We start from the raw sequence: 25372 nt of genomic DNA, 5'->3' as shown, positions 1-25372 counted from the left end.
GGATTCGTCTGATAAAAAGGACCTAAGAATCTGGAAGGGGGAGTTTTTATGCGTAAACTGGTTCCTTTGACCCTGGCGGCCTGCCTGCTGGCCGCCTCGCTGACCGGATGCAGAACTCCGGACAGAGGCCCTGCGGCCGAAAAACCGGTGATTTACCTCTACCCGGAGGAAGAAACCAAGGTCTCCGTTACCCTGGACTTTGATGGGGAACTGACCTCCACCTATCCCGCCTATGGGGACGGCTGGACGGTGGACGCTTCTCCCAACGGCACCCTCACGGACCCGACCACCGGACGGCAGTATTACTGCCTGTTCTGGGAGGGCGTGAGCCAGACCGAATACGACTTTTCCACCGGCTTCTGCGTAACTGGGGAAAACACCGCCGTATTTCTGGAGGACGCCCTGGCCCAGTTGGGCCTGACGGAGCAGGAGGTCAACGAGTTTATTATCTACTGGCTGCCCAAGATGGAGCACAACCCTTATAATCTGATCTCCTTCCAACAGGAAGCCTACACCGACAGCGCCAAGCTGACCATTGACCCGGCCCCGGATACCCTGATCCGGGTATTCATGGCCTGGCAGGGGTTGGACAAGCTGGTGGAGGTGGAGCCCCAGACCCTCACCGCTCCAGAGCGTACCGGCTTTACCGTCGTGGAATGGGGCGGCGCGGAGATAGGTGCCTGAATAAAAGGCCGCTGAGCTGTCAGAACTCGGCGGCCTTTTTGCTGCTATTGCGGGAGGGAAGAAAACATGATATTCTAAGCGGGCATAGGCTGTCGTGGAAAGAAGGCGCGCCGGACATGAAAACAAGGGAATATCAGTATGATAATCTGCGCTTTTTGCTCATTGCCCTGGTGGTGCTGGGGCACCTGCTGGAGATTGCGGGGGAATTTCCCCACAAAGAGACTTTGTATGCCGTAATTTATTCTTTTCATATGCCAGCCTTTTTATTTCTCAGTGGGATGTTTGCCAGATTTGATCGGAGCAAATGGATTTTTGGCATGGCGCTGCCCTACCTGATCTTCCAGTGGCTGTATACTGCCTTTGTGGAAAAGCTGGGGGACCCCTACGTTCATGTGCAGTTTTCAAGACCCTACTGGATTTTGTGGTACCTTTTTGTGCTGGCCGTTTACACCCTTCTGCTGCCGGTATATGATGTTCCGTCCCCTGTGGGGCGATGGTTGATGGTGGCCGCGTCGGTAGCCCTGGCGCTGCTGGCGGGCTTTGACAAGAGCATAGACTACCAATGGAGCGCCTCCCGGATTATCGCCTTTCAGCCCTGGTTTCTGTTGGGCTACTACTTCAGAAGGGCAGACGGCCTGCGAGCCCGCTGGAACGGGGGAGGACGGACCCTCAGAGGGATTGTGCTTGGCCTTGCGGCCGCCTGCTGCGTGGTTTTAGAGTGGCTGCTGCTGCGGCAGGACGTGACTGCAAAAATGATGCTGGGCGCCTACGGCTATGAGGATCTGGGCTATAGCTGGCAGGTGCGGGGACTTATCATGTGCTGCTCGGCCAGTGTGATTTTTCTCCTGTTTGCTGGCCTGGCCCCTTACCTCAAGCGCAGAATTCCGGTGATAACTGTTTTGGGGCAGAACACCCTGCCCATCTATCTGCTCCACGGCTTTTTCTTCCATCTATTCCGGCTGAAATTCCCCTATCTGCTGGCCCAACCGTGGCAGGTGCTGCTGGCGTGGGCAGGGCTGCTGCTCCTGCTGGGTAATCCGGCGGTAGGGCGCTGCACCAACTTTCTGTTTGGCGGGGGATGGTACCGTCTGCTTCAAATGCGGCGCGGACGTGGGAGAAGTATTGCGCCCGGAGGAAAAATATGATATTCTAAACCATAATTGTTACACAGATTTTCGGAAACCCATAGACTCCATAGAAAGAAGGAACTTGAATGTCCCATCAGACCGTGATCGTTCTGGACTTCGGCGGCCAGTACAACCAGCTCATTGCCCGCCGGGTTCGTGAGTGCGGCGTGTACTGCGAAGTCAAGCCCTATACCACTCCGCTGGAGCAGCTGAAAGCCATGGAGCCCATCGGCTTTATTTTCACCGGCGGCCCCAACAGTGTGTACGACGAGAAGGCCCCCCATGTGGACCCCGCCATCTTTGAGCTGGGGGTGCCTGTGCTGGGTATCTGCTATGGCTGCCAGCTGATGGCCCACACCCTTGGCGGTCAGGTCACCGCCGCCCAGGAGGATACCGCCCGGGAGTACGGCAAGACCGAGACCTACTACGACACCACCTGTAAGCTCTTCAAGGGCCTGCCCCAGCAGGGTATTTCCTGGATGAGCCACGGCGACTATATGGCCAAGGTGCCCGAGGGCTTTGCACTCACCGCCCATACCGACGCCTGCCCCAATGTGGCCATTGCCGACGAGAAGCGGGGCTTCTATGGCGTGCAGTACCACCCCGAGGTCAACCACACCCAGCACGGGGTGGACATGATCCGCAATTTCCTCTATGAGGTGTGCGGCGCCACCGGCGACTGGACCATGGGCGATTACAAGAATACCGCCATCCGGGACATCCGGGAGAAGGTGGGGGACGGCAAGGTGCTGCTGGCCCTGTCCGGCGGCGTGGACTCCTCCGTGGCCGCCGCCCTGCTGGCCGAGGCCGTGGGCAAGCAGCTCACCTGTGTGTTCGTGGATCACGGCCTCATGCGGAAAAACGAGGGCGACGAGGTAGAGGCCGCCTTTGCCCGCTGGGATATCAACTTTGTCCGGGTGGACGCCGAGGCACGCTTCCTGCTGAAGCTGGCCGGTGAGGCCGAGCCTGAGCGCAAGCGCAAGATCATCGGCGAGGAGTTTATCCGGGTCTTTGAGGAAGAGGCCAAGAAGATCAGTCGGGTGGACTACCTGGTCCAGGGCACCATCTACCCCGACGTCATCGAGTCGGGCGCCGGCGACGCCGCCGTGATCAAGAGCCACCACAACGTGGGCGGCCTGCCCGACTATGTGGACTTCAAGGAGATCATCGAGCCTCTGCGGCTGCTGTTCAAAGACGAGGTGCGGCAGCTGGGCCGGGAGCTGGGCCTGCCCGAGTACCTGGTCATGCGCCAGCCCTTCCCCGGCCCCGGCCTGGCCATCCGTGTGATCGGCGATCTGACCAAGGAGAAGCTGGATACCCTCAGGGACGCCGACGCCATCTACCGGGAGGAGATCGCCGCCGCCGGTGAGGACAAGAACATCAACCAGTATTTCGCCGTACTCACCAACACCCGCTCCGTGGGCGTCATGGGCGACGGCCGCACCTACGATTATACGCTGGCCCTCCGCGCTGTTACTACCAGCGACTTTATGACTGCTGACTGGGCCCGTATCCCCTATGACGTACTGGACCGTATTTCCACCCGTATCGTCAACGAGGTCAAGGGTATCAACCGTATCGTCTACGATATTACCAGTAAGCCCCCGGCAACCATTGAGTGGGAGTGATTTCAGAGGCCCGGAAAAGCCCGTGATTACTGGGTTTTCTAAGGCTTGATGCCCTCCGTGGCAACGATTTGGCAACAGTTTTCATTATTCCAAAGATAAAGAGCTACCTGATTTGCGAAAGTCAGGTAGCTCTTTTCGTTTTACTTATCTTTGCCAGGCTGCTTCTTCAATTCTTCCACCAGCATATCACTGAGGCCCTGAGAAGGGACAACCTTGTGCCAGTGGCCTGTGGTATCAAACTCCGGGTAGCGGTAACGCCAGCGGTCGTAGTCCTCTTTGCTGATTTCCCCCGACTTCAACTTGACCGCCTGCTCTCCCCAGGCGCAGAGCATTTCATGGAGCCTTGCTGCGTCCTTGCCCTGGAACACATCTACCCGGAGATGTATTTCTCCATCACACTCGCAGATTTTCAGGCCGTAGCGGTCCTCCAGGGTAAAGAGTGTGTGCATAAGGCCCACATAGGAGTCGATGTCCGGCACAGCCAGGGCATGGGGAGAGACCTCCAATATCTGTGCCAGCGCGGCAGTAAGATCTGTCTTGGGAGTCCGCGACCCGTTCTCGTATTGAGCAAGGCGCACATCGGCGGACTTCTCCGGGAAGCCAAGTGCCATACCGAGATATTTTTGTGTCATGCCCCGCAAGGTGCGGAAAAAGTGAATGCGTTCTCCAATCGCCATAACGGCCAACTCCTATCTGGATTCTTGATAGATTCAGCATAGCAGAAATGCTTAGGATAGTCAAGAGAAACCTAAACAAATTTATTTAATATTTTTCTGCAAACCGCTTGACTTTAACTATTATGCTTAGTATAATGAAGATGATATAAGCAAATAAGTTTAAGTCACAAAAATTTTACAAATCGCATACCCTCAAAACGGCGAAAAAATGTCCGTTGTAAAGTGAGAGGGGGAATTTCAGGCGAAGTAAAACTGAATGACCGTCCGACAGATACTTTCTCCGGGGAAGCAGGCAACGATATGAGCGTGCCAAGGAGAAAAGCAAACGGCACAGCGCCGGGAAGGGTTGCCTGCCAGAGTCTGAAGGGTGAAACGGCAAACAAGAAACGATCACGACAAGGAAAGGAAGGTATTTTTGTGTATGACAGAAAAACAGTCGTTTATGCGGGTCGATGAAGTGGCGCAGGAATTGGGCGTTTCCAAATCCTATGCTTACAAAATCGTACAGAAACTCAACGCGGAACTGAAAAGCCTCGGTTACTTGACCATATCCGGCAGAGTCAACCGAAAGTTCTTCTATGAGAAGCTGTGCTACGGCGAAAAGGAAAGGAGTGGTAACTGATGGCAGTCTATAAGGAAGAAAAGACCAACACCTGGCGAGCGGTCTACCGCTATACCGACTGGAACGGCGAGCGCAAGCAGACCCAGAAGCGGGGCTTTAAGACCAAGCGGGAGGCGCAGGCATGGGAACGGGAACAGCTCAACAAATCCACCGCCGATCTGGATATGAGCTTCAAGAGCTTCGTGGAATTCTACACGGCAGATATGCAGACCCGGCTCAAGGAAAACACATGGGCCACCAAGGATCACATCATCCGCACCAAGCTGCTGCCCTACTTCGGTAAGCTCAAAATGTGCAACATCACCGCCCAGCAGATCATCACCTGGCAGAACGAGATGCTGAACCACAAGGACGAGAACGGCAAGCCCTACTCGCCGGTGTACCTGAAAACGGTCCACAATCAGCTCAGTGCCATCTTCAACCACGCGGTTCGGTACTACAACCTCCGGGAGAATCCCTGCAAGAAGGCGGGCAGCATGGGCAAAAAGAAAAACCGGGAGATGATGTTCTGGACCAAGGAGCAGTACCTGAAATTTGCCGAGGCAATGATGGACAAGCCGCTATCCTTCTATGCCTTTGAGATGCTCTACTGGTGCGGTATCCGGGAAGGCGAGTTATTGGCGCTCACGCCCGCTGATTTCGATTTTGAGAAAGGCACTGTCTCCATCAGGAAATCCTATCAGCGGCTAAACGGTCAGGACCTGATTACCACTCCAAAAACGGAGAAAAGCAACCGCGTCATCACCATGCCGCAGTTTCTGACGGATGAGATTCAGGACTATCTCAAAATGCTCTATGGAATCGGGCTGGATGACCGGATGTTCACCGTCACCAAGAGCTATCTCCACCGGGAGATGGATCGGGGAGCCAAAGAAGCCGGAGTGCCGCGCATCCGAATCCATGATATTCGTCACAGCGCGGTATCGCTTCTCATTGACATGGGCTTTTCAGCTACGGCCATCGCAGACCGGGTGGGCCACGAGAGCATTGACATCACTTACAACTATGCGCACCTGTTTCCGTCCAAGCAGACGGAAATGGCGGATAAATTGAACATGGAAAGGGGCAATTAAAAATGTCGGCAAAGAATTTGGACAAGCACAACCGCTGGCGGAACAAAACGGTGGCCTTCCGGGTCTCCCCGGAGGAGGATGAGCAGCTTGAAATCTTCGTCAAGCTGTCCGGCCTGACAAAGCAGGACTACATCACCCGGCGGCTGCTGGAACGGGATGTGGTGGTGCAGGGTAATCCCAGAGTCTATAAGGCGCTCCGGGACGAACTGGCCGCTGTGCTGGACGAGCTGCGCCGGATTGAGGCCGGGCAGGGCGTGAACGACGAGCTGCTGGACACCATCCAGATGATCGCTACGATTATGAACGGAATGCAGGAGGAAGCTGCCTATGGGAATTGAGCCAAAAGAAAAGACTGCCCGAAATACATCTGTTGGCGCAGATGAGAGGCAGTCCATTCAAAAAGATTCTGACAACAGTATACCCGCTTCGGAGGCAAAACGCAACAGGGAAATGGATGATTTGGAGGAAATGTACCGCAGGATGCAGCGCATGGCTGACCCGCGCTATCTGCACACGCTCACCATGACCGAGCTGTTTCAGACCTCCTACAAAAGCCGCCCGCCTATCATTGAAAATCTGCTCCATTCGGGAGCATATCTTCTGGCGGGCGCGCCCAAGATCGGCAAGTCGTTTCTGGTGGCGCAGATCGCCTACCATGTCAGCACCGGGCAGGAGCTGTGGGGCTGCAAAGTCCATCAGGGAACTGTACTTTACCTCGCGTTGGAGGATGACTTCCAGCGCATCCAGAATCGGATGTTTATGATGTATGGCGTGAACGATACCCCGAACCTGCACTTTGCAACCGCCGCCGGAAAAATCGGGAACGGTCTGGACGAGCAGCTGGAAAACTTCATGCGGGAACATTCAGACACTAAACTCATTATCATTGACACCATGCAGAAAATTCGGGAAGTGGGCGGCGAAGCGTACAGTTACGCCAGCGACTATGAGATTGTCGGAAAGCTCAAGCAGTTTGCAGACAAGCACTGCATCTGTGTGCTGACTGTCCACCACACCCGGAAGCAACCCGCCGGGGACGCCTTCGAGATGATCTCCGGCACCACGGGCCTGCTGGGCTGCGCGGACGGCTCCCTGCTGATGCAGAAGAAAAAGCGAACCGCGTTGGAGGCCACTATTGATGTGGTGGGACGCGATCAACAGGATCAGATTCTCTACTTGAAAAAGGACCCGGAAACGCAGATTTGGAATTTGGAGCGCATGGAAACGGAGCCGCACAGGGAACCGCCGGACCCGGTGCTGGAAGCGGTGGCTAAGCTGGTCTCCGTTGAGCGTCAGGAGTGGACAGGCTCACCCTCGGAGCTGGCCGAAACGGTGCAGGTGGGAATGGCGGCAAATGCGCTGACCAAGTATCTGAATGTCAAATCCGGCAGGCTGCTGGAAGAGTATCATGTAGGCTACGAGAACAGGGCGCGGCACGCCGGGCGGCAGGTGAAGCTCACCTATATGTTGGTGGAGGCTCCGTCTTTTGAGGTGGTTGAGGATGGGCGTGACGGTTGCGACGGTTGCAACGGTGAAAATGCTACCGCCCAAACAACCGTCGCTATCGTCGCAGCCGTCGCGGAAAGGAACGGAAGCGAATGAAGAATGTGCAGATTCCCTATGACTTGTTCGTGGCGCTGGTGGAGTATCACCTCGGCTATGATGACGAATACGAGGATGAAATCCGGCAGGGGTTGGAGCAAAAGCTGGACGCTTTGGTGCGGCATGAGCTGTATGCAAAATATAAGACCGCACCCAGCGCGGAAGAACGGGAACAGGCGCGGCAGGCGTACCTGGACCGGCGCGGCGTATTCCCGGATTTTCGCTGGTAATAGGTGTTTACTTTCAGACTAATCCCGCAGATGAAATTAGTACCAAAGTCAATTTCTCTCTGTTGGCATGGACAGGAGCGTGACACGCTCCTGTGGCTGGCAGACAAGGCAAATTGGCTGGCAGCACACGCTTTCCGCATCCCCGTCCCCATCGAGAAATCCGCAGATTTGGAGATGGCTAAGGCCGGGAGAATCCGGTGGATTTTCCCGGCCCGTGGGCGTCGGAATGGACGCAAGCGCAGTTGCGAAAAGGCCGCCGGTCACACCGCGTTTTGAGGCTGTGGCTATCACCTGCAAGCCGAAAAAGGCGGTGAGGCTCCCGCAGGAGCCGCACTCCCCCTCGGAGAGCCCACGATACTTTGCAGCCGCAGGATGAAAGTATCATAGTGGGTTATTACACTTCCGCAGAAGTGCATCCCCCAAAAGCTACCCGCATCTCAACCGCCCTCATGAGGCGAGAAAGGAGTTCTATGGCAAGAGGCGACGGTATTCATCGTACCAGCGCAAGGAATATGAGACTTACCACACCCAAACTGAAAAACGCACAGCAACATAACGAGCGTGAAAAAGAATCGTATGTCAACCAAGATATCGTCCCGGAACGTTCCCATCTAAACGTCCACTTCAAGAAACCGGACGGCGGCTATCTGGAACAGTTTGAACAGATGGAGGCGGACGGGATGATCTCCACACGGGGCATCAAAGAGGGCGCTTTCCGCTACGGCGAGCTGATCTTCGATGTAAATTCCGCCTATTTCTTCAACCACGGCGGATATGATTTCGCAAAACAATTTTACCACGACGCATATCAAGCTGCAATCAAAATCGTAGGCGGCGAACAGTACATTCTATCGGCGGTCATGCACGCCGACGAGCGCAACCGGGCCATGTCCGAGGCACTGGGGCAGGATGTGTACCACTACCACCTCCACGTGGTCTATGTACCGGTGGTGGAGAAGCAAATTCGCTGGTCTAAGAGGTGCAAGGACAAGTCGCTGGTGGGCAAAGTGAAAGAAACGGTCATGCAGGTCAGCATGAGCAAGAAGTGGGCGTCCAAGCCGGTTCTGGATGAAGTCACCGGCGAACCGCTGAAAACGGCGAAGGGCAAGCCTGTTCTTAAAAAATCGTACAGCGTGTTGCAGGACGATTTCTTCCAATATATGCGTGAGGCCGGGTACGTGGATGTGGAGCGCGGTGAGCGCGGCAGCTCCGAGGAGCATCTGACGGTGACGCAGTTTAAGGTGGAAAGAGAACAGGCGCGGCTGGCGGAGCTGCAAACAGAAAAATCGGAGGTTCAGGCGGAGATCGGCCAGCTTCGGACAGATAAGGTCGAAGCCGAGAAGGCGGCCAAAGAAGCGCAGACGGAACTTCGCCTATTAGCGCCTAAACTAAAACACATGGAGAAATTGGCGGCCGAGTATTCCTCCGACCCGGAGGACCTGCTACCGCTCCCCGATCGTATGGAGTCCGCCAAATCCTACCGGGAGAAAAAGTCCAAGCCGCTGTTGGAGAAGATTGTCAAGGTGGTGCGCTCTGTTTACCGCGCTTATCTGGATGTCTGCCAGAAATTTGAGCTGTTGCAACGCAAATATGATACGGAGGTTCCGTATCTGAAAAAGCAGTTGGCCGAGGTCAAGGGCGAAAATGAAGAATTGCAGGAGACCGCCAGAGATTATGACCGGCTGTGCCGGGCCTATGGGCCGGAGCGCGTAGCCGAAACGGTGGCGGCTGTCAAGCAGCGGGAACAGGCGGAAAAAGAGCAGAAGCGCAGTCAAAAGCGGCGGCATGACCGGGATGAGCGGTAATCCCGTGTAGAGCTGAGAAAATAGGATTTTTGCGGATAGAGGCATCTGAACTAAATCATGTATCGTTTAGATGCTTTCTATCTGAAAATCCGCCCACTTTTACCGGTGTAGAGCCGGAGAAAATTTGTGAAAATACGGAGGTTTTATGAGAACAGGCCTTTCCAAGAAGCAAAAGACGACCAGCGTCTTTTTTGACGAGGCAAGCCCCATCATTGAGGTGTGTACCTACAACACTTCCCTCAAAAAGAGGTTAAGTGAGTATTCGGGAAAATACCCAGCCGAGTGCCGGTTGGTGGATGACGATGAAAATGGATGCCTTACATTTGAGATCAGAAAGGGGCGATTCAGTTTCAAGCTGAACGCCCCATACAGCGCGGAGCGCCGGAAAGCGGCCAGCCAGCTAGCGAAGAAAAACATTCAGAATTTGCAGAAGAGTAATAAGTGATACACGCAGCCCGTGGGGAGAGCTGCTCACTGCGGGCGGCGTGTATCATAATTCATAAAATATCTTCACTCTGCTTGCGATCATCGCCGAAATATGCTATACTGAATTCGGATTCAGCGAACGCTGATCTTAGCTCTTTGTTTTCTGATCTAATCCGTTGTGGAGTGAATTGTATGGCTGTAAGTTATAAAAAGCTATGGAAGATACTGATTGATAGAGATATGAAGAAAAAGGACCTTTGTGCAGCAGCAGGAATCAGTCATGCTTCAATGGCAAAACTCGGAAAAAATGAGAATGTGACAACAGATGTCCTTGTAAAGATATGTACTGCTTTGCAGTGCGACATAGGCGATATTATGGAACTTGTTCCAGATACTAAGGAATGAAAGGAGGCGGCAACTATGCAGAGCAGCACAGCAAATGAGTTTTCCCCTGTTGTTGCAAAACCAATCTTGAAATGGGCCGGTGGGAAGACACAGATGCTAAGTGAATTGCTGCCCAAGGTTCCGTCTTCCTATGGGCGATATATTGAGCCGTTTTTTGGTGGGGGTGCGCTCTTTTTCGCGCTGCAACCGAAAAAGGCTATTGTTGCGGACAGTAATCCGGAACTGATTAACATGTATCGGCAGGTGGCTGAACATGTTGATGATGTGATTTCTTATCTTAAAAAGTACGAAAACATAAGTGAGATGTTTTATTCTGTTCGCAGTATGGCTTGGGAAACACTCCCCAAGGCTGAAGCTGCTGCAAGAACAATTTATCTGAATAAAACCTGTTACAATGGCCTTTACCGTGTAAATAAGAAAGGCCAGTTTAATGTTCCATTTGGAAAGTACAAAAATCCAAAGATTTGCGATGTTGAGGCCCTTTGGGCCGCATCAGAAGCGTTGAAAAAAGCCGATATTATTTGCGGCGACTATCTTCTTGTGCTGGAACATTATGCACAACCCGGCGACTTTGTTTTTTTAGACCCACCATACCTTCCAATCTCTGCGTATTCTGATTTTAAGAGATATACAAAAGAACAGTTTTACGAAGAAGATCATATTGAGTTGGCAAAGATGGTAATGCGCTTGCACGAGAAGGGCTGTCATGTCTTGCTGACCAACTCGAACCACCCTCTGGTACACGAGTTGTATGCACCATTCAAGATTGATGTTATCCAGACAAAAAGGCATATTTCTTGTAATGGAAATACACGCAAAGGGGAAGATGTTATTGTCACTATCCCGCCCAAACAGCATACGCTGATCAAACTTGCTCCAAAACCTTTGCCTGCACAGGTGTCGGCATATCCACCTACCAGATTTATGGGGTCAAAGAGTAAGTTGCTATCTGAAATCTGGGCGGTTGCATCTCAATTTCATGCGGAAACCATTGTTGATCTTTTCTCTGGCTCTGGCATTGTCGGATATATGTTTAAGGCACAGGGAAAAACAGTAATTAGCAATGACTATATGGCGATGTCTGCAACTTTTACCAAGGCAATGGTAGAAAACAACACCGTAACATTGCCAATAGAAGAAGCAAGACAATTATTAAAGGTACACAAAGAATCCGACCATTTCGTGGCAAATACTTTCAAGGGTTTGTACTATACCGACGAAGAAAACGACTTGATTGATACTTTACGCACAAATATAGCTGAAATCCGCGACCCATACAAACACGCAATCGCTATGACTGCACTGATTCGCGCCTGCACTAAAAAGCGTCCCCGTGGCATTTTCACCTATACAGGGCAGCGCTACAATGATGGGCGAAAAGATTTGCAAAAGAGTCTTGAACAGCAGTTCCTTGAAGCAGTTGATGCCGTAAACAATGCTGTGTTTGATAATGGGAAACCTAATAGATCCAGAAATGGAGATGCGATGGATTTGCGTGTCGAACAGGCAGATTTAGTATATATCGATCCACCTTATTATTCGCCGCTGTCGGATAATGAATATGTTCGTAGATACCACTTTGTGGAGGGGCTTGCCCGTGATTGGAAAGGTGTCGAGATTCAGCAGCATACACAGACCAAGAAATTCAAATCCTACCCGACTCCTTTTTCTACAAGAAAAGGTGCGGCGGATGCGTTTGATCGACTATTCAAAAAATTTGCAAACAGTGTGCTGATTGTTTCGTATTCCTCCAATAGTTTGCCTACACAAGATGAAATGGTGGCGCTGATGGCAAAGTATAAGGAACATGTGGAAGTGATACCGGTAGATTATAGATATTCCTTCGGCAACCAAGGCGACGCAAAAACGCATAGGAATTCCGTACAAGAATACTTGTTTGTCGGTTTCTAAGATGGAGGTGGCCTCGTGAGCGAACATATTGATATTTGGCTGGTTGGCAACACCGGCCTGCGCAATCCAAACCGCATACAAGAAGGCTTTTCTGTATTTGCGAGTTCCTCCTTCGTGGGCAAACTTCACGGTAGAGAAAACGAGCTTGGCTTTATGCGTCTTTTAGACGAAAAAGGGATTATCCAAAACGAAGATGGCAAGGATGTATCAGGGAGCCATGCTCGTAAATGGCGTCTGATGTTCGCTAAAAACGGATTTATTTACCCGCAAGTTAAAAAGAAAGACGGGCAGCAAGAAGATCTCGGAAAGCTGGACGATATTACTCCCTTCGGGAGAGCCTTTCTAAATGCTGACACTTATGCCGCAGTTCAAGAGTGCTTTCTTCGTGCTATGAGCGTGGAACAGTTTCCCATGCCGGATGGCGAACACTACTTTTCTCCGTTAAGATGGCTTTTGGCAATCATGCTGGAGCTTGAAAAGCGCACAGGTTCCTCTGAATTGAGCAGAATTGAGTTTGCCTTGTGGGGTCATACCACCAACCCGAGTTATGATCTGGAAAGCGTTGTTGACAACATCCTTGATTTGCGGCAGCGGAGAGCAGTCGCCCCGGCGAAGCGTGCGTTCGATAAAAAAGAAATCGCCAAACGAGGCGAAAACTATGACAAAAAATCCGACAATTTTTTGGATTATAGTGATATGAATATGAGATACCTCCGTATCTCTGGTGTGTTGCAGCGCAAGGGCAGGGGGCTTATAATTGTTCCAACAAAGCACATTCTGGCCGAAAAGCTTGCAAAGGTAACAGCAAGCAAAGGGCCGATTATAGAGCAATATAGATTGCTTTGCAGTGGAGCTCCACTGCCTACCGACAATGTCGATGTGGCGAAAGCATTGCTGGATGATCTGATGAAGCAGATGAAAGATCGTCACATTCTGTTTGACATAACCGATCTTCCGCTGGACACAGCAGCAGAAATCAATATTGCAAGACGGAGACTCGAAAATACTCTTGCACAGACTGATGAAATCCAATATGCCAAAGATCAGTGCAACCAATGGCAAGAAATCCGAGATTATATGTCGCTTATCATAAAAGGCGGCGGTAAGCTTGTCTATGATGAGGACAATGCGATCGAAGTGCCCAAAGATGAAATGCCTGCCTATTTGGAGTGGATTCTTTGGCGCGCTGCGTTAGCAATTGATCACATGGTCAACGAGCCGTATGAAGTTCGCGGATTCAAATTGGATTCTGACTTTTTGCCTGTTTCGGCTGCTGGCGGCGGCAAGGGTGATCTATATTGTGAATTTGAAGACTTTACCATTTTGACTGAAGTCACAATATCTACATCTTCTCGGCAGGAAGCAATGGAAGGCGAGCCGGTAAGGCGTCATGTTTCCGATGCCGTTTTGAAGTATGATAAGCCTGTGTATGGTATGTTTATTGCTGTCCGCATCGACACGAATACAGCAGAAACTTTTAGGCACGGTATTTGGTACACAAAGGATGACAAAAAGCAGCGGCTTGATATTGTTCCTCTGACCCTGGCACAGTTCCAGAAATACTTCGTTGCAATGTTTGAGGCCAACAAGGCGGCTCCTGAAAAGCTCAGAGATTTGATCGTTAAGTGCGAATCTCGCAGAGATATTCTGGAAGCTCCTGCTTGGAAGCAGTATATTGATGTTACTGTTTCCGAAAAGGCGGCTGAAATCGTAAATGGAATCATTGCACGAAAGACAGACGAAGCACCTCTCGTGCCCGCCGGTGCCATTGTTCGACACGCAACTTTTGGTGAGGGACAAGTTGTTGCCATTGAGGCGAGCTTTCCCGAATGTCCTGCAAAAAAGGTTGAGTTGCCGTATCTACGCTCTTTACCCGAAGAAGTGAGTTTCTGTCCCGATGGTAGAAGCCTACTACATAATCGGTTTGGAGATGGAACAGTATACGCGTATGTTATTGTGTTTCCAAAGGTAATTATGCGGTTATCATATCCAGCATCATTTACCGATGGAACGCTTTCTATAGAATAAAAAGGAGGAAAATCTGTGGAATGGAGTGGCTGCATGAGTTTGCTCCAAGGGTATTTGGAGAATAGCCCTTTGATAGTCTTAGGCTCAGGCGCATCCATGCCATATGAGCTTCCTTCTATGGGCGGTCTGGCAGAAGAAATAAAGAAATCGAATATAGTAATCTCAGATCCAAATTACAGAAATTTTTGTGCCGCTGTAGATGACATTGGGCTCGAAGGCGCAATTGATCGTGTAACCCTTCAGCCTGAAACACTACAAGAAATTCGAACTGTTGTATGGACTACCGTCAATAAAAGTGATTTACTGTATTTTGATCAACACCCCATAGAACCGCCTAAGGCGTTAGTTTCCTTGATCAAAAAAGTAATTGCACCTACGCCTAATAAGGCTGTTATTGTAACAACCAACTATGATCGCTTGGCGGAGTATGCTGCTGATGGAGTTGGCGCAACTGCTGTCACCGGTTTTGAAGGGGGATTGGTTAAAAAATTAGAACTCCCCTCAGGTCCACTAAAAACAAGGCGAATACGGGTTCGTGAAAGAGTTGTTGATATATGGAAGGTTCATGGATCATTGGACTGGTTCAGTGCTTCGGATGGGACAACTGTGTCTTTTCCCTTTGCACGAACTATCCCAGATAACTTTCAACCCTTAATTATCCCTCCGGGTAAAGAAAAGTACAGTAGCACTCACGATGAACCTTATAGAACTATTATTTCCGAAGCTGATAATGCATTTGTGCAAGCTGGGGCGTACCTTTGTGTTGGATACGGATTTAATGATGAACATATTCAGCCGAAGCTTTTAACACAGATTTCAAAAGGAAAACCTATTGTTATTCTTGCAAGAACAATGACACCGGCATGTAAAAAACATATTATTGAAGCGGGGATAAGCAAGTACTTAATTTTTGAATTGGCAGACGACACTCATACAAAAGTATATGGAAATGGATGGGAAGAAGTATATGAAGGGCAGTACTGGCTTTTAGATAACTTTTTGGAAATTTGGTAATAGGAGGGATATAATGAGCATTTTTGAATATGCGCCTGGTGAATTGCTTGGTACTGTCGAAAGCGTAGATACATCTACCGTGATTGTGAAAGTAGAAAACGATGATAAGTTGCGCGGACTACAAGTAAACCATCTTATTTCTATTCAGAGCTCTAAAATTGGACAACACTTAATCGGTCTGGTATCTAAAATTATACGCAAGTCAGCATATAGCGATCCTGCTGCAGATATATCTCCTGAATTTGGATTTAATATTATAAAGGTGATTTTAATTGGAACGCACTTCGATAGGGACGCGGGGAAAGATAATGTATTTCGCCGTTCTTTAGCTACCGTGCCAACCATAAATGCTGAATGCCATCTTATACATGGGGATAGACTGAAACGCTTCATGCAAGCAATATCTTCTATTCCTGAAGGCGAAGATGCAGTTAGTTTACAAATCGGTAATTACTCTATCGATGAAGATGCTACAGCATGGCTTAATGGGAACAAATTATTTCAACGTCATGCGGTAATTGTTGGTAGTACAGGATCTGGAAAATCGTGGTGCGTAGCTAAAATACTTGAACAAGTTGCAGCCCTCAAATCGGCAGATGCGATCCTGTTTGATATTCATGGCGAGTACTCCCCTCTGCAAGGTGAAAGCTTTACTCATCTCAAAGTTGCCGGACCGAATGATGAAATGGGGGAAGGAATGCTCTTCCTGCCATATTGGCTACTCACTTATGAGGAAATGCTGTCATTAATGCTTGATAGAAGTGACAATAATGCTCCTAATCAAGCTATGATGTTTAGTAATGCTGTCATTGAAGGAAAAAAGGATTTCCTGAGAAAAGCAGACAAAGCTGAAATGGAAGCAAACATCACATTAGATAGTCCCGTTCCATATAGTCTTGACAGACTGTTGGAAACCTTAAAAACTAAAGATACAGAAATGGTCCCCGGAGCCAGGAGCGAAAAGCAAGGCCCATATAACGGAAAACTCACACGTTTTATTCAGCGTTTGGAAACCAAGCAAAAAGATAAACGCTTGAATTTTATGTTTGCATCAGAGGAAGATTTGCTAAATTACGATTATATGAGTACGCTCTGTAGCAAGTTGATGCTACCTTCGGTTAATGGCAAAAAAGGTGTAAAGATCATTGACTTTTCCGAAGTGCCTTCAGATATTCTTCCTTTAATAGTATCTCTCATTGCCCGTGTGATTTTTTCGGTTCAACAGTGGACTACTGTTGAGCATAGACATCCAATAGCAATTTTCTGCGATGAAGCACATTTGTATATCCCTGCCAATACCGAGAAAAGCATTGATGACGCAAGTTTAGTCACTTTTGAACGAATATCAAAAGAAGGTAGAAAATACGGAATTGGTTTAGTGGTTATTTCGCAGAGACCTTCTGAAGTAAATCGTACGGTGCTGAGCCAAAGCAATAATTTTATAGCTATGCGTTTGACTAATGTTGATGATCAATCTGTTGTAAAACGCCTTTTGCCCGACAGCTTAGGTGACTATGCGGAAATGCTCCCGATATTAGACATCGGGGAAGCCCTCGTGGTTGGTGACGCAAGTCTGTTACCGAGTAGAATCCGGATTACACCTCCCAATATGAAACCCAAGAGTGCAACGATTGATTTTTGGGATGAATGGTCCAAGGAAACCGCAGATGTAGACATTTTCAGTGCAATAGAAGCTTTAAGAAAACAGTCAAAATAAGCCGTAATGCTTCTGGCAACACCATGGCAACAAAAAATCAGATAGCCCAAACTATTTGGATAATGAAAACAATACAAATACTCTGAGCTAAATCCCATAAGCAAATCCGTTTAGAATATGCTTGACAGGAGCGAGTGGGAGTGAGCTAAAAACCAGGCAAAGCATTGCAGCGCAATGCTTTGCCGGGTTTTTCTTGCCTATTGTTCTCGGGCGGTCAGGCAGCCGATCAGACAGTTATAATAGTTGGTTTACGGTACCGCCCAAAATTTTTTTATTTTTATAAAACCAACCGGGGGTGATTGCGCACTATACATCAGACTCAAAAAGAAGAAAGGAAGATGTCCCATGAAAGTACGCAGACTCCTGACCCTGGTTCTGACCCTTGGGCTGCTCCTGGCCCTGTCCCTGCCTGCCCAGGCGGCGGACCTCACCTATGAGGTTTCCGGCGGCAAGCTCTACTTTGATGCTACCACCGGTACCATCACCCGTGCAGATGAGACCGTCACCGAGGCGAACATCCCCGCTGAGATCTACGGTGTAACTGTCACTGCCATTGGGGATTACGCATTCAATCAGCACAAAGAGCTGGTGAGTGTTACCATACCCAGCACTGTCACCACCATCGGGCGGCAGGCCTTTGGCGCCTGCAGTTCCCTGGAGCAGGTGATCCTGCCGGACAGTATCATCTCTCTGGGGCAGGGCGTGTTTTATGGGTGCAGCGGCCTGACTGATGTGACCCTCAGCAAGGAATTTGACCTCCATTCCCCGGGATACATTCGCAGCCTGTTCCTCTCTGACTGGCATCACCCTTCCGGATGGCATCACCAGCATCGGATATGACGATTTCTCTGGCTCCGGTCTGACCAGTCTGACTCTGCCCAACAGCGTGACTACCCTGGCCAACTCTTCTCTAGCTGACTGCAAAAGCCTGACCAGTCTGTACATCCCCGACAGCGTGACCTATCTGGGTGAGTGGGCCCTCAGCAACTGCACCAGTCTGACCAGTGTGCGTCTGCCCGCTGGCATCACGACCCTGCCCATGCGGCTGTTTGAAAACTGCATCAGCCTGGAAACCTGCATCATTCCCAGCGGCGTGACCCAAATGCAGGACGCCTTCCGGTTTTGCCGGAGCCTGAAAACGGTCACCATCCCCGTCAGTGTCACCCAAATTGCCAGCGGCACCTTTTATGGCTGTGACAGCCTGACCGATGTCTACTACGGCGGCACCGCCCTCCAGTGGAGCCAGATCGAGATGGGCGGCCTGAATGAAGGCCTGGATCACGCCACGCTCCACTTTGCCGAGCCGGTGGCTGGCTTCACCGACGTGACTACCGGAGACTACTACGCCGACGCGGTGCAGTGGGCCGTAAACCAGAAGGTCACCACCGGCACCGGTGCCAATACCTTCTCTCCCGCCAACTCTGTTACCCGGGCTGAGGCGGTTACCTTCCTGTGGCGGGCGGCCGGATCGCCCGCCCCTGCATCCTCTGCCTCTCCCTTTACCGACGTCACCGACCCCAGCGCCTACTACTATCATGCTGTCCTTTGGGCGGCCGAGCAGGGTATTACCGGCGGCGTGGGAGGCGGAATGTTCGACCTGTCCAGCAGCCTGTCCTATGACCAGATCTTCACCTTTCTGTGCCGGGCTGCCGGTGAGAGTGCTACGGGGGACGACTGGTCTGCCGCTGCGGTGAACTGGGCCCAGTCCAGCGGCCTGACCGAGGGCCTGAACTTCTCCGCCAAGGCAAACTGTCCGCGCGCCGACGTGGTCTACTGCCTGTGGAAGCAGCTGGGCGCCTCCGCCTGACCGCACCCCGTCCTGCAAAAGGCTGGCCCACCTCTTCGCAGGTGGGCCGGCTTCTGCTGTGTTGTCCGTGAGACAGTTGAAACGATTATGATGTGGAGTATGGAATCTTTTAAAAAATAAAACCAAATGATTCCTTTTCAGCACGATATCCTGTACACTATAGGGAGGAGAATGTGCAACGAAATCCATCACATTTTTTCAGTTCCTCCGCCGCTGCCTTCTTCGGGAGGCGGAGGAGTATGGCGTGAAGCAGAGCATTTTTTATCAGGAGAGAGGGGAACGACAGGAAGATGGACCAGGAGAAACTGAAAGATTTAATCCAGAAAAGCATTCAGGGGGACAGGAAGGCCCAGGAGACCCTGGTGCTGGCGGTACAGAATAAGGTCTATTACCACTGCAAGAAGATGCTGAAGAAGGAAGAGGCCGCTCAGGATGCTGCCCAGGATGTGTTGATCGTCATGCTGACGAGCCTGAACAGGCTGAAAGAACCTGCGGCTTTTTGGGGCTGGGTCAACGGCATTACGGCAAACCGCTGCCGTCACCTGCTTTCTGCGCCCCACAAGGAGTGGCAGATTCCGGAAGATGAGGAGGGCGGTTCCCTGCTGGACGGCGTGGAGAACCTGGACGAGACCCTGGTGCCAGAGAAGGCGTTGGATAACGAGGAGACCCGGCGGATGATCCTGGACCTGGTAGATGCTCTGCCGCCGGAGCAGCGGATGTGTGTGCTGTTTTACTATTACGATGAGATGAGCGTGCGGGAGATCGCCCAGGCCATGGAAACCAGCGAGGGCACGGTGAAAAGCCGCCTGAACTACGCCCGGAAGAGCATCAAGGCCGGGGTGGAGGATTACGAGCGCAAGGGTGTGAAGCTCTACAGCGTCAGCCCCATTTTGCTGCTGCTCTACTTCCTGCGGCGTGAGGCGGAGAGCACCGTTCTGGACGGAGCTGCAGCTGCGACCATGGCTGGCCGGGTGCTGGCCCAGGCGGGGAGCGCTGCATCGGCCGCCACAGCCGGTGGAACGGCTGCCGCCGAAACGACGGCAGCAGGCGGTGCGGCAACTGGTGTTTCCACAGGGTCTGGTGCCGCTGGTACGGCTGCAGGTGCGGCCGCCGCAGGCATCTCGGTGAAAGTGGTGGCAGCCATCCTGGCTGGGGCAGTGGTCATCGGCGGTGCGGCAGTGGGGCTTGCCTTCCGATCTGGCTCGGCTGAGCCTGCGGCGTCGGAGACTCCGGAGATCCTCCAGTCGGAGGCACCGGACAATACCTCTTTCGGGGCGCTCCACGGCTTTACCCTGGTGGAGCCCCGCGCCTACGAGGATGTGCCGCTGACTGCTATGGTAGGAGATCCGGCTTTGGAGGTGCTCTCCTCCGCTGGCGGACTTACCAAGCCGGATATCATGGTGAGTGAGCCGGACGGGGAAGGGTATGTGACCTATACGATCCGCTACACAAATACGGCTCAGGTTCGCATGGGCAATCCCGGCAGTGCCTCTCTGGCGTTTACCATCCTCACTCAGGAGTACGGCCTCTACGACTGGTACACCGGTCAGCTCTACTTCCCCGATCAGCGGGCAGGCACCGGCAATCAGGATCTGGCTACAGGAGAGGGTCAGGTGGACTACAACGGGGAGACCTACCCCATCACCTATGAGAAGCAGTGGACCAGCGGCATAAACTACGGGGATTGGGAGGAGAGCAACCGTTCCGGTCTGGAACGGGAGATCACCGTAGATACCTACCAGGATGTGACCTATACCGTTCGGGTACCGGAGGGTTACGACGGCGTGCTCTTGGGGGTCAATATCGTGGACTCCCCAGATCCCGAGCGGGCCATCCAGTCCGAATGGGATCTGGAGCTGGACGATCCCGCCCACTATGAGTTTGTCCGCCTCAGCGACCACGCCGCCCCAGCGGAGGAAGGAGGCCTTACGCCAGAAGCTGCCGCCGCCTACGTCGGTGTGCTGGAGGCGCAGCGGGATGGCATTGAGGCCTACGCCAGGTGGTACGACGGCATCTTCGACCTATCTCCGGTGGCCCTGGCTGACGTGTGGGGCGATAGTACCCCGGAGCTGCTCTTTGTGGCGTCGGATCCGGATCTCCCCTGGTCGCAGAGCGTCCTGACCATTGTCACCTGTCAGAACGGGCAGGCGGTGACCATCCTCCAGGAAGACTGGGACTTCTTCGCGGGCAGCGGCCTGCGCTATACGGTGTTCCTGGCAGAGGACGGGACTTTGTGGGCCGACACCAACTACTATACCTCCCGCTTGGTGGAGGAACCTTGGGCCTTTGCGGAGAGTGCCGGCGGCCTGACCATGGGAGCGGCAGAGTCGCTGCCCGATCCGGCTCAGGTGATCCTCAGCAATCAGAAGGAGGCGGAAGCGGCCATGCCGGTGGATGAGGCGGAGGCACTCCTGAGGAACGGTGGGTTGTGACCGATTCCAAAAAAAATTAAAAAAATTGCAAAACCATAAAACCGATGGACCTCTCCACAGCACTATATCACAGAGAGTACGGGGAGGCCTGTTGGCCTTTCCGTCTCTGCCAACATAATTTGACACAATAAGGAGAGACAAGAACGATGAAAAAGATGATGGCTCTGATCGCTGCCCTGGCCCTTGCTGCCAGCCTGACCGCCTGTGGAGGCCACTGCAAATCCTGCGACCAGCCGGTGTACAAAGACGGCTACTGCGAGTACCACTACGCGTTGAATGCGGCTCAGGATCTGGTGGATGATGCGGCTCAGGCCGCCCAGGACGCCATCTTTGGCTAAACCACAGAAGAAAGAAGGAGGTTGCTGGTTATGAGAGGAATACAAAAGGTTCTTGCTCTGCTGCTGACCCTGGTGCTGACGGCGGGTGCTCTGCCGGTCACTGTGTCAGCGGCGGATACTGGCTTTAAGGACGTACCGGACGATGCCTACTACGCCGACGCGGTGGCTTGGGCAGTAGAGGAGGAGATTACCCAGGGCACTGGAAACGGCGTCTTTTCCCCGGAGAGGACCGTGACCCGGGCGGAGACGGTGACCTTCCTGTGGCGTGCCGCCGGGTCCCCGACTCCCACCGGTGTCTCCACCGGCTTCAGCGATGTCACCGACAAGAATGCCTTCTACTATAAAGCTGTGCTCTGGGCGGTGGAGAAGGGGATCACCAACGGCGTGGGAGGCGGCCGGTTCAACCTAACCGCGACTCTGACCTATGACCAGATCCTCACCTTCCTGTGCCGTTTTGCCGGGGAGGAGGCTCAGGGTGATGACTGGTCCGCCGCTGCCGTGGCTTGGGCCAGAAACAGCGGCCTCACCGATGGACTTACATTTACCGCCAAATCAAACTGCCCCCGCTCCGATGTGGTCTACTGCTTGTGGAAGCAGCTGGGAGGCGAGGCGACCCAGGAGCAGCCGGTGCTGAGCAACGAGGCTGGAGCCACCCTGGCCATCACCACCGGATTTCTGGACCGGAAGTCCGCCATCGACATCGGTGAATTCGGCCTGGAGGCCTCTCAGGCGGAGAAGCTGGCCCTGAAGATCGCTGATATGGACGGTGAAAATCCCTACGGGATCACCCATCTGAACGCCTACGAACAGGACGGGCAGATTGCCAAGACTCTGGCGGTGTACTACACCAACAGCGCCATCTCCGTTGGTACGGTGGCCGACCATGACTGGCGCTATATCTCCGATGCGGCCCAGGCGGAGGCCGAGCGGGTGGTGGACGAGCTGATCACCAGCGGCATGAGCGACTACGAGGTGGTCAAGACCCTCCACGACTATCTGGTCACCCACTGCGACTACGACTACCGGGTGGACATCGGAAATATGCCCTTTATCTCCCATCAGGCCGAGGGGGCTTTGCTGAAGGGAACCGCCGTCTGCTCGGGCTATGCCAAGGCCTACGAGGCCATGCTGGACGCCGCAGGTATCCCCAACGAGACCATCACCGGCTATGCCGGCGGTTACCATGCATGGAACCTGGTGCAGGTGGACGGCCAGTGGTACCATGTGGATACCACCTGGGACGACCCTACCACCCAGGGCGGTGACTATATCCGCTACACCTATTTTCTGAAGAGTGACAAGGTGATGGCCAGTCGGAGCCACCGGGACTGGGAGAACGTCCACGCCTGCACCAGCACCAAGTACGATGAGGACCTGCTGGACTCCACGGACCAGGCGATGGCCGATGAGCGGCAGGAGCGGGTGGATGCTATCCTGGCCGCTTGCGCCTCTGCTCTGAAAGGTGTCCCCACCTGGACCCAGGCGGAGCTGCAGGCCCTCACCGACCAGCAGCTGAGCGACGCGCTGTACTTTACCATTGACCTGTCCGACGCCGGCTTTGACTCCAACACCCTGTCCAAGTACAGTCGCGAAGTGGCGGACGCCATCATTGACCAACACCCGGAGTTCGCTTACGGCACCTTTGACTCACGGGAGATGTCGCTTAAGTTCCGACGGGATGATGTGGCGGCGGAGCAGAAGCGCCGTCAGGAGGCAGCCCAGGCAGATAAGGAGCAGCAGCAGAATCAAGACCAGGCCACTGCCCTGGAGATTGTGCCTATTCTGGAAAAGGCCATCGCCGAAATGGACTGCTACACCACAACGGTGACCCTTACTGGATACACCGACGAAGCCATTAAGATCGCCTGTAACACTATGAAGGTGGAGGGGTACACCTTTGACGGCTACACCTACCATACCAACTGGCAGACCAAAGACTATGACCTCAGTGCCAAAAGCGGTGGAGTGGTGACCCTTACTAACAACAAGTGGGACCGGGAGGAGCTGCAGAAGTATGTGGACCAGATCGAGGAGGCCATTGACAGCGGGGCTTTCCAGGTGGAGTTCCAGCCCGCGGATTACCCGGACCGGGACGGCGACTATTATGCCTCCAAAGCTTACCGCGTGATGAGCGCCGAGGGCTATGTCACCGCAAACGGCAAAGTTTCTGGGGTGGACTACCGGCTGTTCAGCGGCGGGACCAACAAGGACAGCGGGGTGTTCAAAGCCTCCCTACAGTACCCTCTGCCGGAAATGACCGATGAGGAGGCTCTCGCCTATTATACTGGCATCCTGGAGCAGGCAGTCCGGGACGGCGAGACCGAGCTGACGATCCAATATTCCTGGGATGGCCGCAGCTACTGGGCTGGGTTGACCCAGGCGATCGACACCGTGGGCGGCAAAGGCTATTCCGTGGACGGCCTTGTTTGTGGAGAGGACTACACCCTGACACGCATGGGAAGCTCCGCCAACTCCGGCACTGCCCAGGTGAAGATCGGCTACAAGGCCGAAAGCTAAGCTTACCCTATAGAAACAGCGCCCGCTCCGGTATTCCGGGACGGGCGCTGTTGTTATACTTCGTTCAAATCGTACGGCGTGGTCTGGTACACATAGTAATTCAGCCAGTTGGTATAGAGAAGCTGGCCCGCGCTTCGCCAGCGCACCACGGGAACCTTGGTGGGATCATCCCCGGGGAAGTAGTTGGCGGGTACGGCAATATCCAGCCCCTTGTTTACATCCCGCCAGTATTCCTTGGCTAGAGTATCGGGATCGTATTCCGGGTGTCCCATTACAAAGAACTGCCGGCTGTCTTCAGTCTTGACGGCGTATACGCCAGCCTCGGCGGAAACTGCGATCAGTTCCAGACCGGGGGTGCTGCGGATATCCTCCTCCCACACCTCGGTATAGCGGGAATGGGGGGCATAAAATACATCGTCGAATCCGCGGAACAGGGGAGAGCTGGGCTTGAGGACCCGGTGCTCAAAGACACCGAACAGCTTTTGGGGGAGAGAACGCTTCTCAATTCCGTGATGGAAATAGAGCCCCGCCTGGGCACCCCAACAAATATGCAGGGTAGAGTGGACGTGAGTCTTGCTCCATTCCATGATCTCGCACAGCTCGGGCCAGTAGTCCACCTGATCGAACTCCAGGTTTTCCACCGGCGCGCCGGTGATGATCATGCCGTCAAACTTGCGGTCCCTGATCTGATCGAAGGTAGTATAGAAGGAAGCCAAATGATCTTCATCTGTGTGCTGGGAATGGTAACTGGCAGTCCGCAGCAGTTCTACTTCGATCTGTACCGGCGTGTTGGACAGCTTGCGAAGGATCTGGGTTTCCGTTACGATCTTGGTGGGCATCAGATTCAGGATTACTACATTCAAAGGACGGATATCCTGATGCAGGGCTCTGTGCTCGGTCATAACGAAGATATTCTCGCTCTCCAATACCGCGGTAGCGGGAAGTGAATCAGGTATTTTAATGGGCATGGGTATGGCCCCTTTCCGTTGGATTTTGTAATAAGAATAGAGTAGCATAATTCAAACCCTGTCGCAACCAGAGAATGACAAAAGAAGAACGGAAAAAGAAAAGGGCGGAAAGTGAAAAAAGGTGTTGACAAATGGGGGCGAGAGTGATATTCTATCTGAGCGCCTTGCGAGAGGGCATGAAAATCTGACCAAAATCGGAAGAAACCGAGGGGAACCTGGACGGCCTTGCGGAAAGGGATCAGAAAAAGTGCTTGACAAACGCGAGTGTGCGTGGTAAACTAAATGAGTTCGCGCCGGAAGGTGTGAACGAGCTTGAAAAAGAACCGAAACAAGCGGTTCGGGGCTAAAAAGCCCTGAAAAA

General features: G+C 52.7%; 22 protein-coding genes. 20 read left to right on the top strand and 2 right to left on the bottom strand.

The window, feature by feature from the left end; all coding sequences use genetic code 11:
• The first annotated feature begins 48 nt into the window (after positions 1-48).
• The 3 genes from B5G42_RS18750 to guaA all read left to right on the top strand — a co-directional run bounded on the left by B5G42_RS18750 (position 49) and on the right by guaA (position 3439).
• A complete protein-coding gene (locus B5G42_RS18750) occupies positions 49-684 on the top strand; it encodes a hypothetical protein (RefSeq protein ID WP_087271892.1) in 636 nt (211 codons plus the stop codon).
• Between the two features lie 116 nt (positions 685-800).
• On the top strand, positions 801-1829 hold the full coding sequence (locus B5G42_RS14705) for an acyltransferase family protein (RefSeq protein ID WP_158099498.1): 1029 nt from the start codon (positions 801-803) through the stop codon (positions 1827-1829).
• Between the two features lie 68 nt (positions 1830-1897).
• Positions 1898-3439 carry a glutamine-hydrolyzing GMP synthase gene (gene guaA, locus B5G42_RS14700; protein WP_087271886.1) on the top strand — a complete coding sequence of 514 codons (1542 nt, stop codon included), beginning with the start codon at positions 1898-1900 and terminating at the stop codon, positions 3437-3439.
• Between the two features lie 140 nt (positions 3440-3579).
• Here guaA and B5G42_RS14695 read toward each other — a convergent pair whose 3' ends face one another.
• Entirely contained in the window at positions 3580-4116 is a 537-nt protein-coding gene (locus tag B5G42_RS14695) for a helix-turn-helix domain-containing protein (protein WP_087271882.1), read from the bottom strand.
• Positions 4117-4537: 421 nt separating this feature from the next.
• Here B5G42_RS14695 and B5G42_RS14690 point away from each other — a divergent pair, with 421 nt between their 5' ends.
• From B5G42_RS14690 to B5G42_RS14610, 17 genes are all read left to right on the top strand, one after another.
• Positions 4538-4738 (top strand): DNA-binding protein, encoded by a 201-nt coding sequence (locus B5G42_RS14690; protein ID WP_087271879.1) that lies wholly within the window; start codon positions 4538-4540, stop codon positions 4736-4738.
• The gene (locus B5G42_RS14685) at positions 4738-5811 is read left to right on the top strand and encodes a site-specific integrase (protein ID WP_087271876.1); all 1074 of its coding nucleotides are present in this window, start codon (positions 4738-4740) and stop codon (positions 5809-5811) included. Before B5G42_RS14690 ends, B5G42_RS14685 begins: the two co-directional genes overlap by 1 nt.
• A gap of 2 nt (positions 5812-5813) precedes the next feature.
• Positions 5814-6149, top strand: a complete 336-nt coding sequence (locus tag B5G42_RS14680) for a plasmid mobilization protein (protein WP_087271873.1) — start codon at positions 5814-5816, stop codon at positions 6147-6149.
• Positions 6139-7413 carry an AAA family ATPase gene (locus B5G42_RS14675; protein WP_087271870.1) on the top strand — a complete coding sequence of 425 codons (1275 nt, stop codon included), beginning with the start codon at positions 6139-6141 and terminating at the stop codon, positions 7411-7413. Before B5G42_RS14680 ends, B5G42_RS14675 begins: the two co-directional genes overlap by 11 nt.
• Positions 7410-7643, top strand: coding sequence for a complexin-2 (locus B5G42_RS14670; RefSeq protein WP_087271867.1), 234 nt, complete (start codon positions 7410-7412; stop codon positions 7641-7643). The genes B5G42_RS14675 and B5G42_RS14670 overlap by 4 nt, the downstream gene beginning before the upstream one ends.
• A gap of 470 nt (positions 7644-8113) precedes the next feature.
• Positions 8114-9448, top strand: a complete 1335-nt coding sequence (locus B5G42_RS14665) for a plasmid recombination protein (RefSeq protein WP_087271863.1) — start codon at positions 8114-8116, stop codon at positions 9446-9448.
• Positions 9449-9593: 145 nt separating this feature from the next.
• Positions 9594-9893 (top strand): hypothetical protein, encoded by a 300-nt coding sequence (locus tag B5G42_RS14660; protein ID WP_087271860.1) that lies wholly within the window; start codon positions 9594-9596, stop codon positions 9891-9893.
• Positions 9894-10066: 173 nt separating this feature from the next.
• Positions 10067-10279, top strand: a complete 213-nt coding sequence (locus B5G42_RS14655; protein WP_087271858.1) for a helix-turn-helix domain-containing protein — start codon at positions 10067-10069, stop codon at positions 10277-10279.
• 15 nt (positions 10280-10294) lie between these two features.
• Positions 10295-12190 carry a Dam family site-specific DNA-(adenine-N6)-methyltransferase gene (locus B5G42_RS14650; RefSeq protein ID WP_087271855.1) on the top strand — a complete coding sequence of 632 codons (1896 nt, stop codon included), beginning with the start codon at positions 10295-10297 and terminating at the stop codon, positions 12188-12190.
• Positions 12191-12205: 15 nt separating this feature from the next.
• Positions 12206-14218, top strand: coding sequence for an AlwI family type II restriction endonuclease (locus B5G42_RS14645; RefSeq protein ID WP_087271852.1), 2013 nt, complete (start codon positions 12206-12208; stop codon positions 14216-14218).
• A gap of 15 nt (positions 14219-14233) precedes the next feature.
• Positions 14234-15232, top strand: coding sequence for an SIR2 family protein (locus B5G42_RS14640; protein ID WP_087271849.1), 999 nt, complete (start codon positions 14234-14236; stop codon positions 15230-15232).
• A gap of 13 nt (positions 15233-15245) precedes the next feature.
• Positions 15246-16949: an ATP-binding protein gene (locus tag B5G42_RS14635; RefSeq protein ID WP_087271846.1), complete on the top strand. Its 1704-nt coding sequence runs from the start codon at positions 15246-15248 to the stop codon at positions 16947-16949.
• Positions 16950-17294: 345 nt separating this feature from the next.
• Positions 17295-17789, top strand: coding sequence for a leucine-rich repeat domain-containing protein (locus B5G42_RS14630; protein ID WP_087271842.1), 495 nt, complete (start codon positions 17295-17297; stop codon positions 17787-17789).
• The gene (locus tag B5G42_RS14625) at positions 17701-18756 is read left to right on the top strand and encodes a leucine-rich repeat protein (RefSeq protein ID WP_087271839.1); all 1056 of its coding nucleotides are present in this window, start codon (positions 17701-17703) and stop codon (positions 18754-18756) included. The genes B5G42_RS14630 and B5G42_RS14625 overlap by 89 nt, the downstream gene beginning before the upstream one ends.
• A 290-nt stretch (positions 18757-19046) precedes the next feature.
• A complete protein-coding gene (locus B5G42_RS14620; RefSeq protein ID WP_087271836.1) occupies positions 19047-21188 on the top strand; it encodes an RNA polymerase sigma factor in 2142 nt (713 codons plus the stop codon).
• Between the two features lie 146 nt (positions 21189-21334).
• On the top strand, positions 21335-21526 hold the full coding sequence (locus tag B5G42_RS14615) for a hypothetical protein (protein WP_087271833.1): 192 nt from the start codon (positions 21335-21337) through the stop codon (positions 21524-21526).
• A gap of 30 nt (positions 21527-21556) precedes the next feature.
• Positions 21557-24043 (top strand): S-layer homology domain-containing protein, encoded by a 2487-nt coding sequence (locus B5G42_RS14610; RefSeq protein ID WP_087271831.1) that lies wholly within the window; start codon positions 21557-21559, stop codon positions 24041-24043.
• Positions 24044-24096: 53 nt separating this feature from the next.
• Here the strand turns inward: B5G42_RS14610 and metA are convergent, their stop codons facing one another.
• Positions 24097-25011, bottom strand: a complete 915-nt coding sequence (metA, locus tag B5G42_RS14605) for a homoserine O-acetyltransferase MetA (protein ID WP_087271828.1) — start codon at positions 25009-25011, stop codon at positions 24097-24099.
• Between the last annotated feature and the right edge of the window lie 361 nt (positions 25012-25372).

The organism is Flavonifractor sp. An91 (assembly GCF_002159225.1).
GTDB classification, from domain to species: domain Bacteria; phylum Bacillota; class Clostridia; order Oscillospirales; family Oscillospiraceae; genus Flavonifractor; species Flavonifractor avicola.
This window is presented reverse-complemented; position numbering and strand designations above follow the sequence as displayed.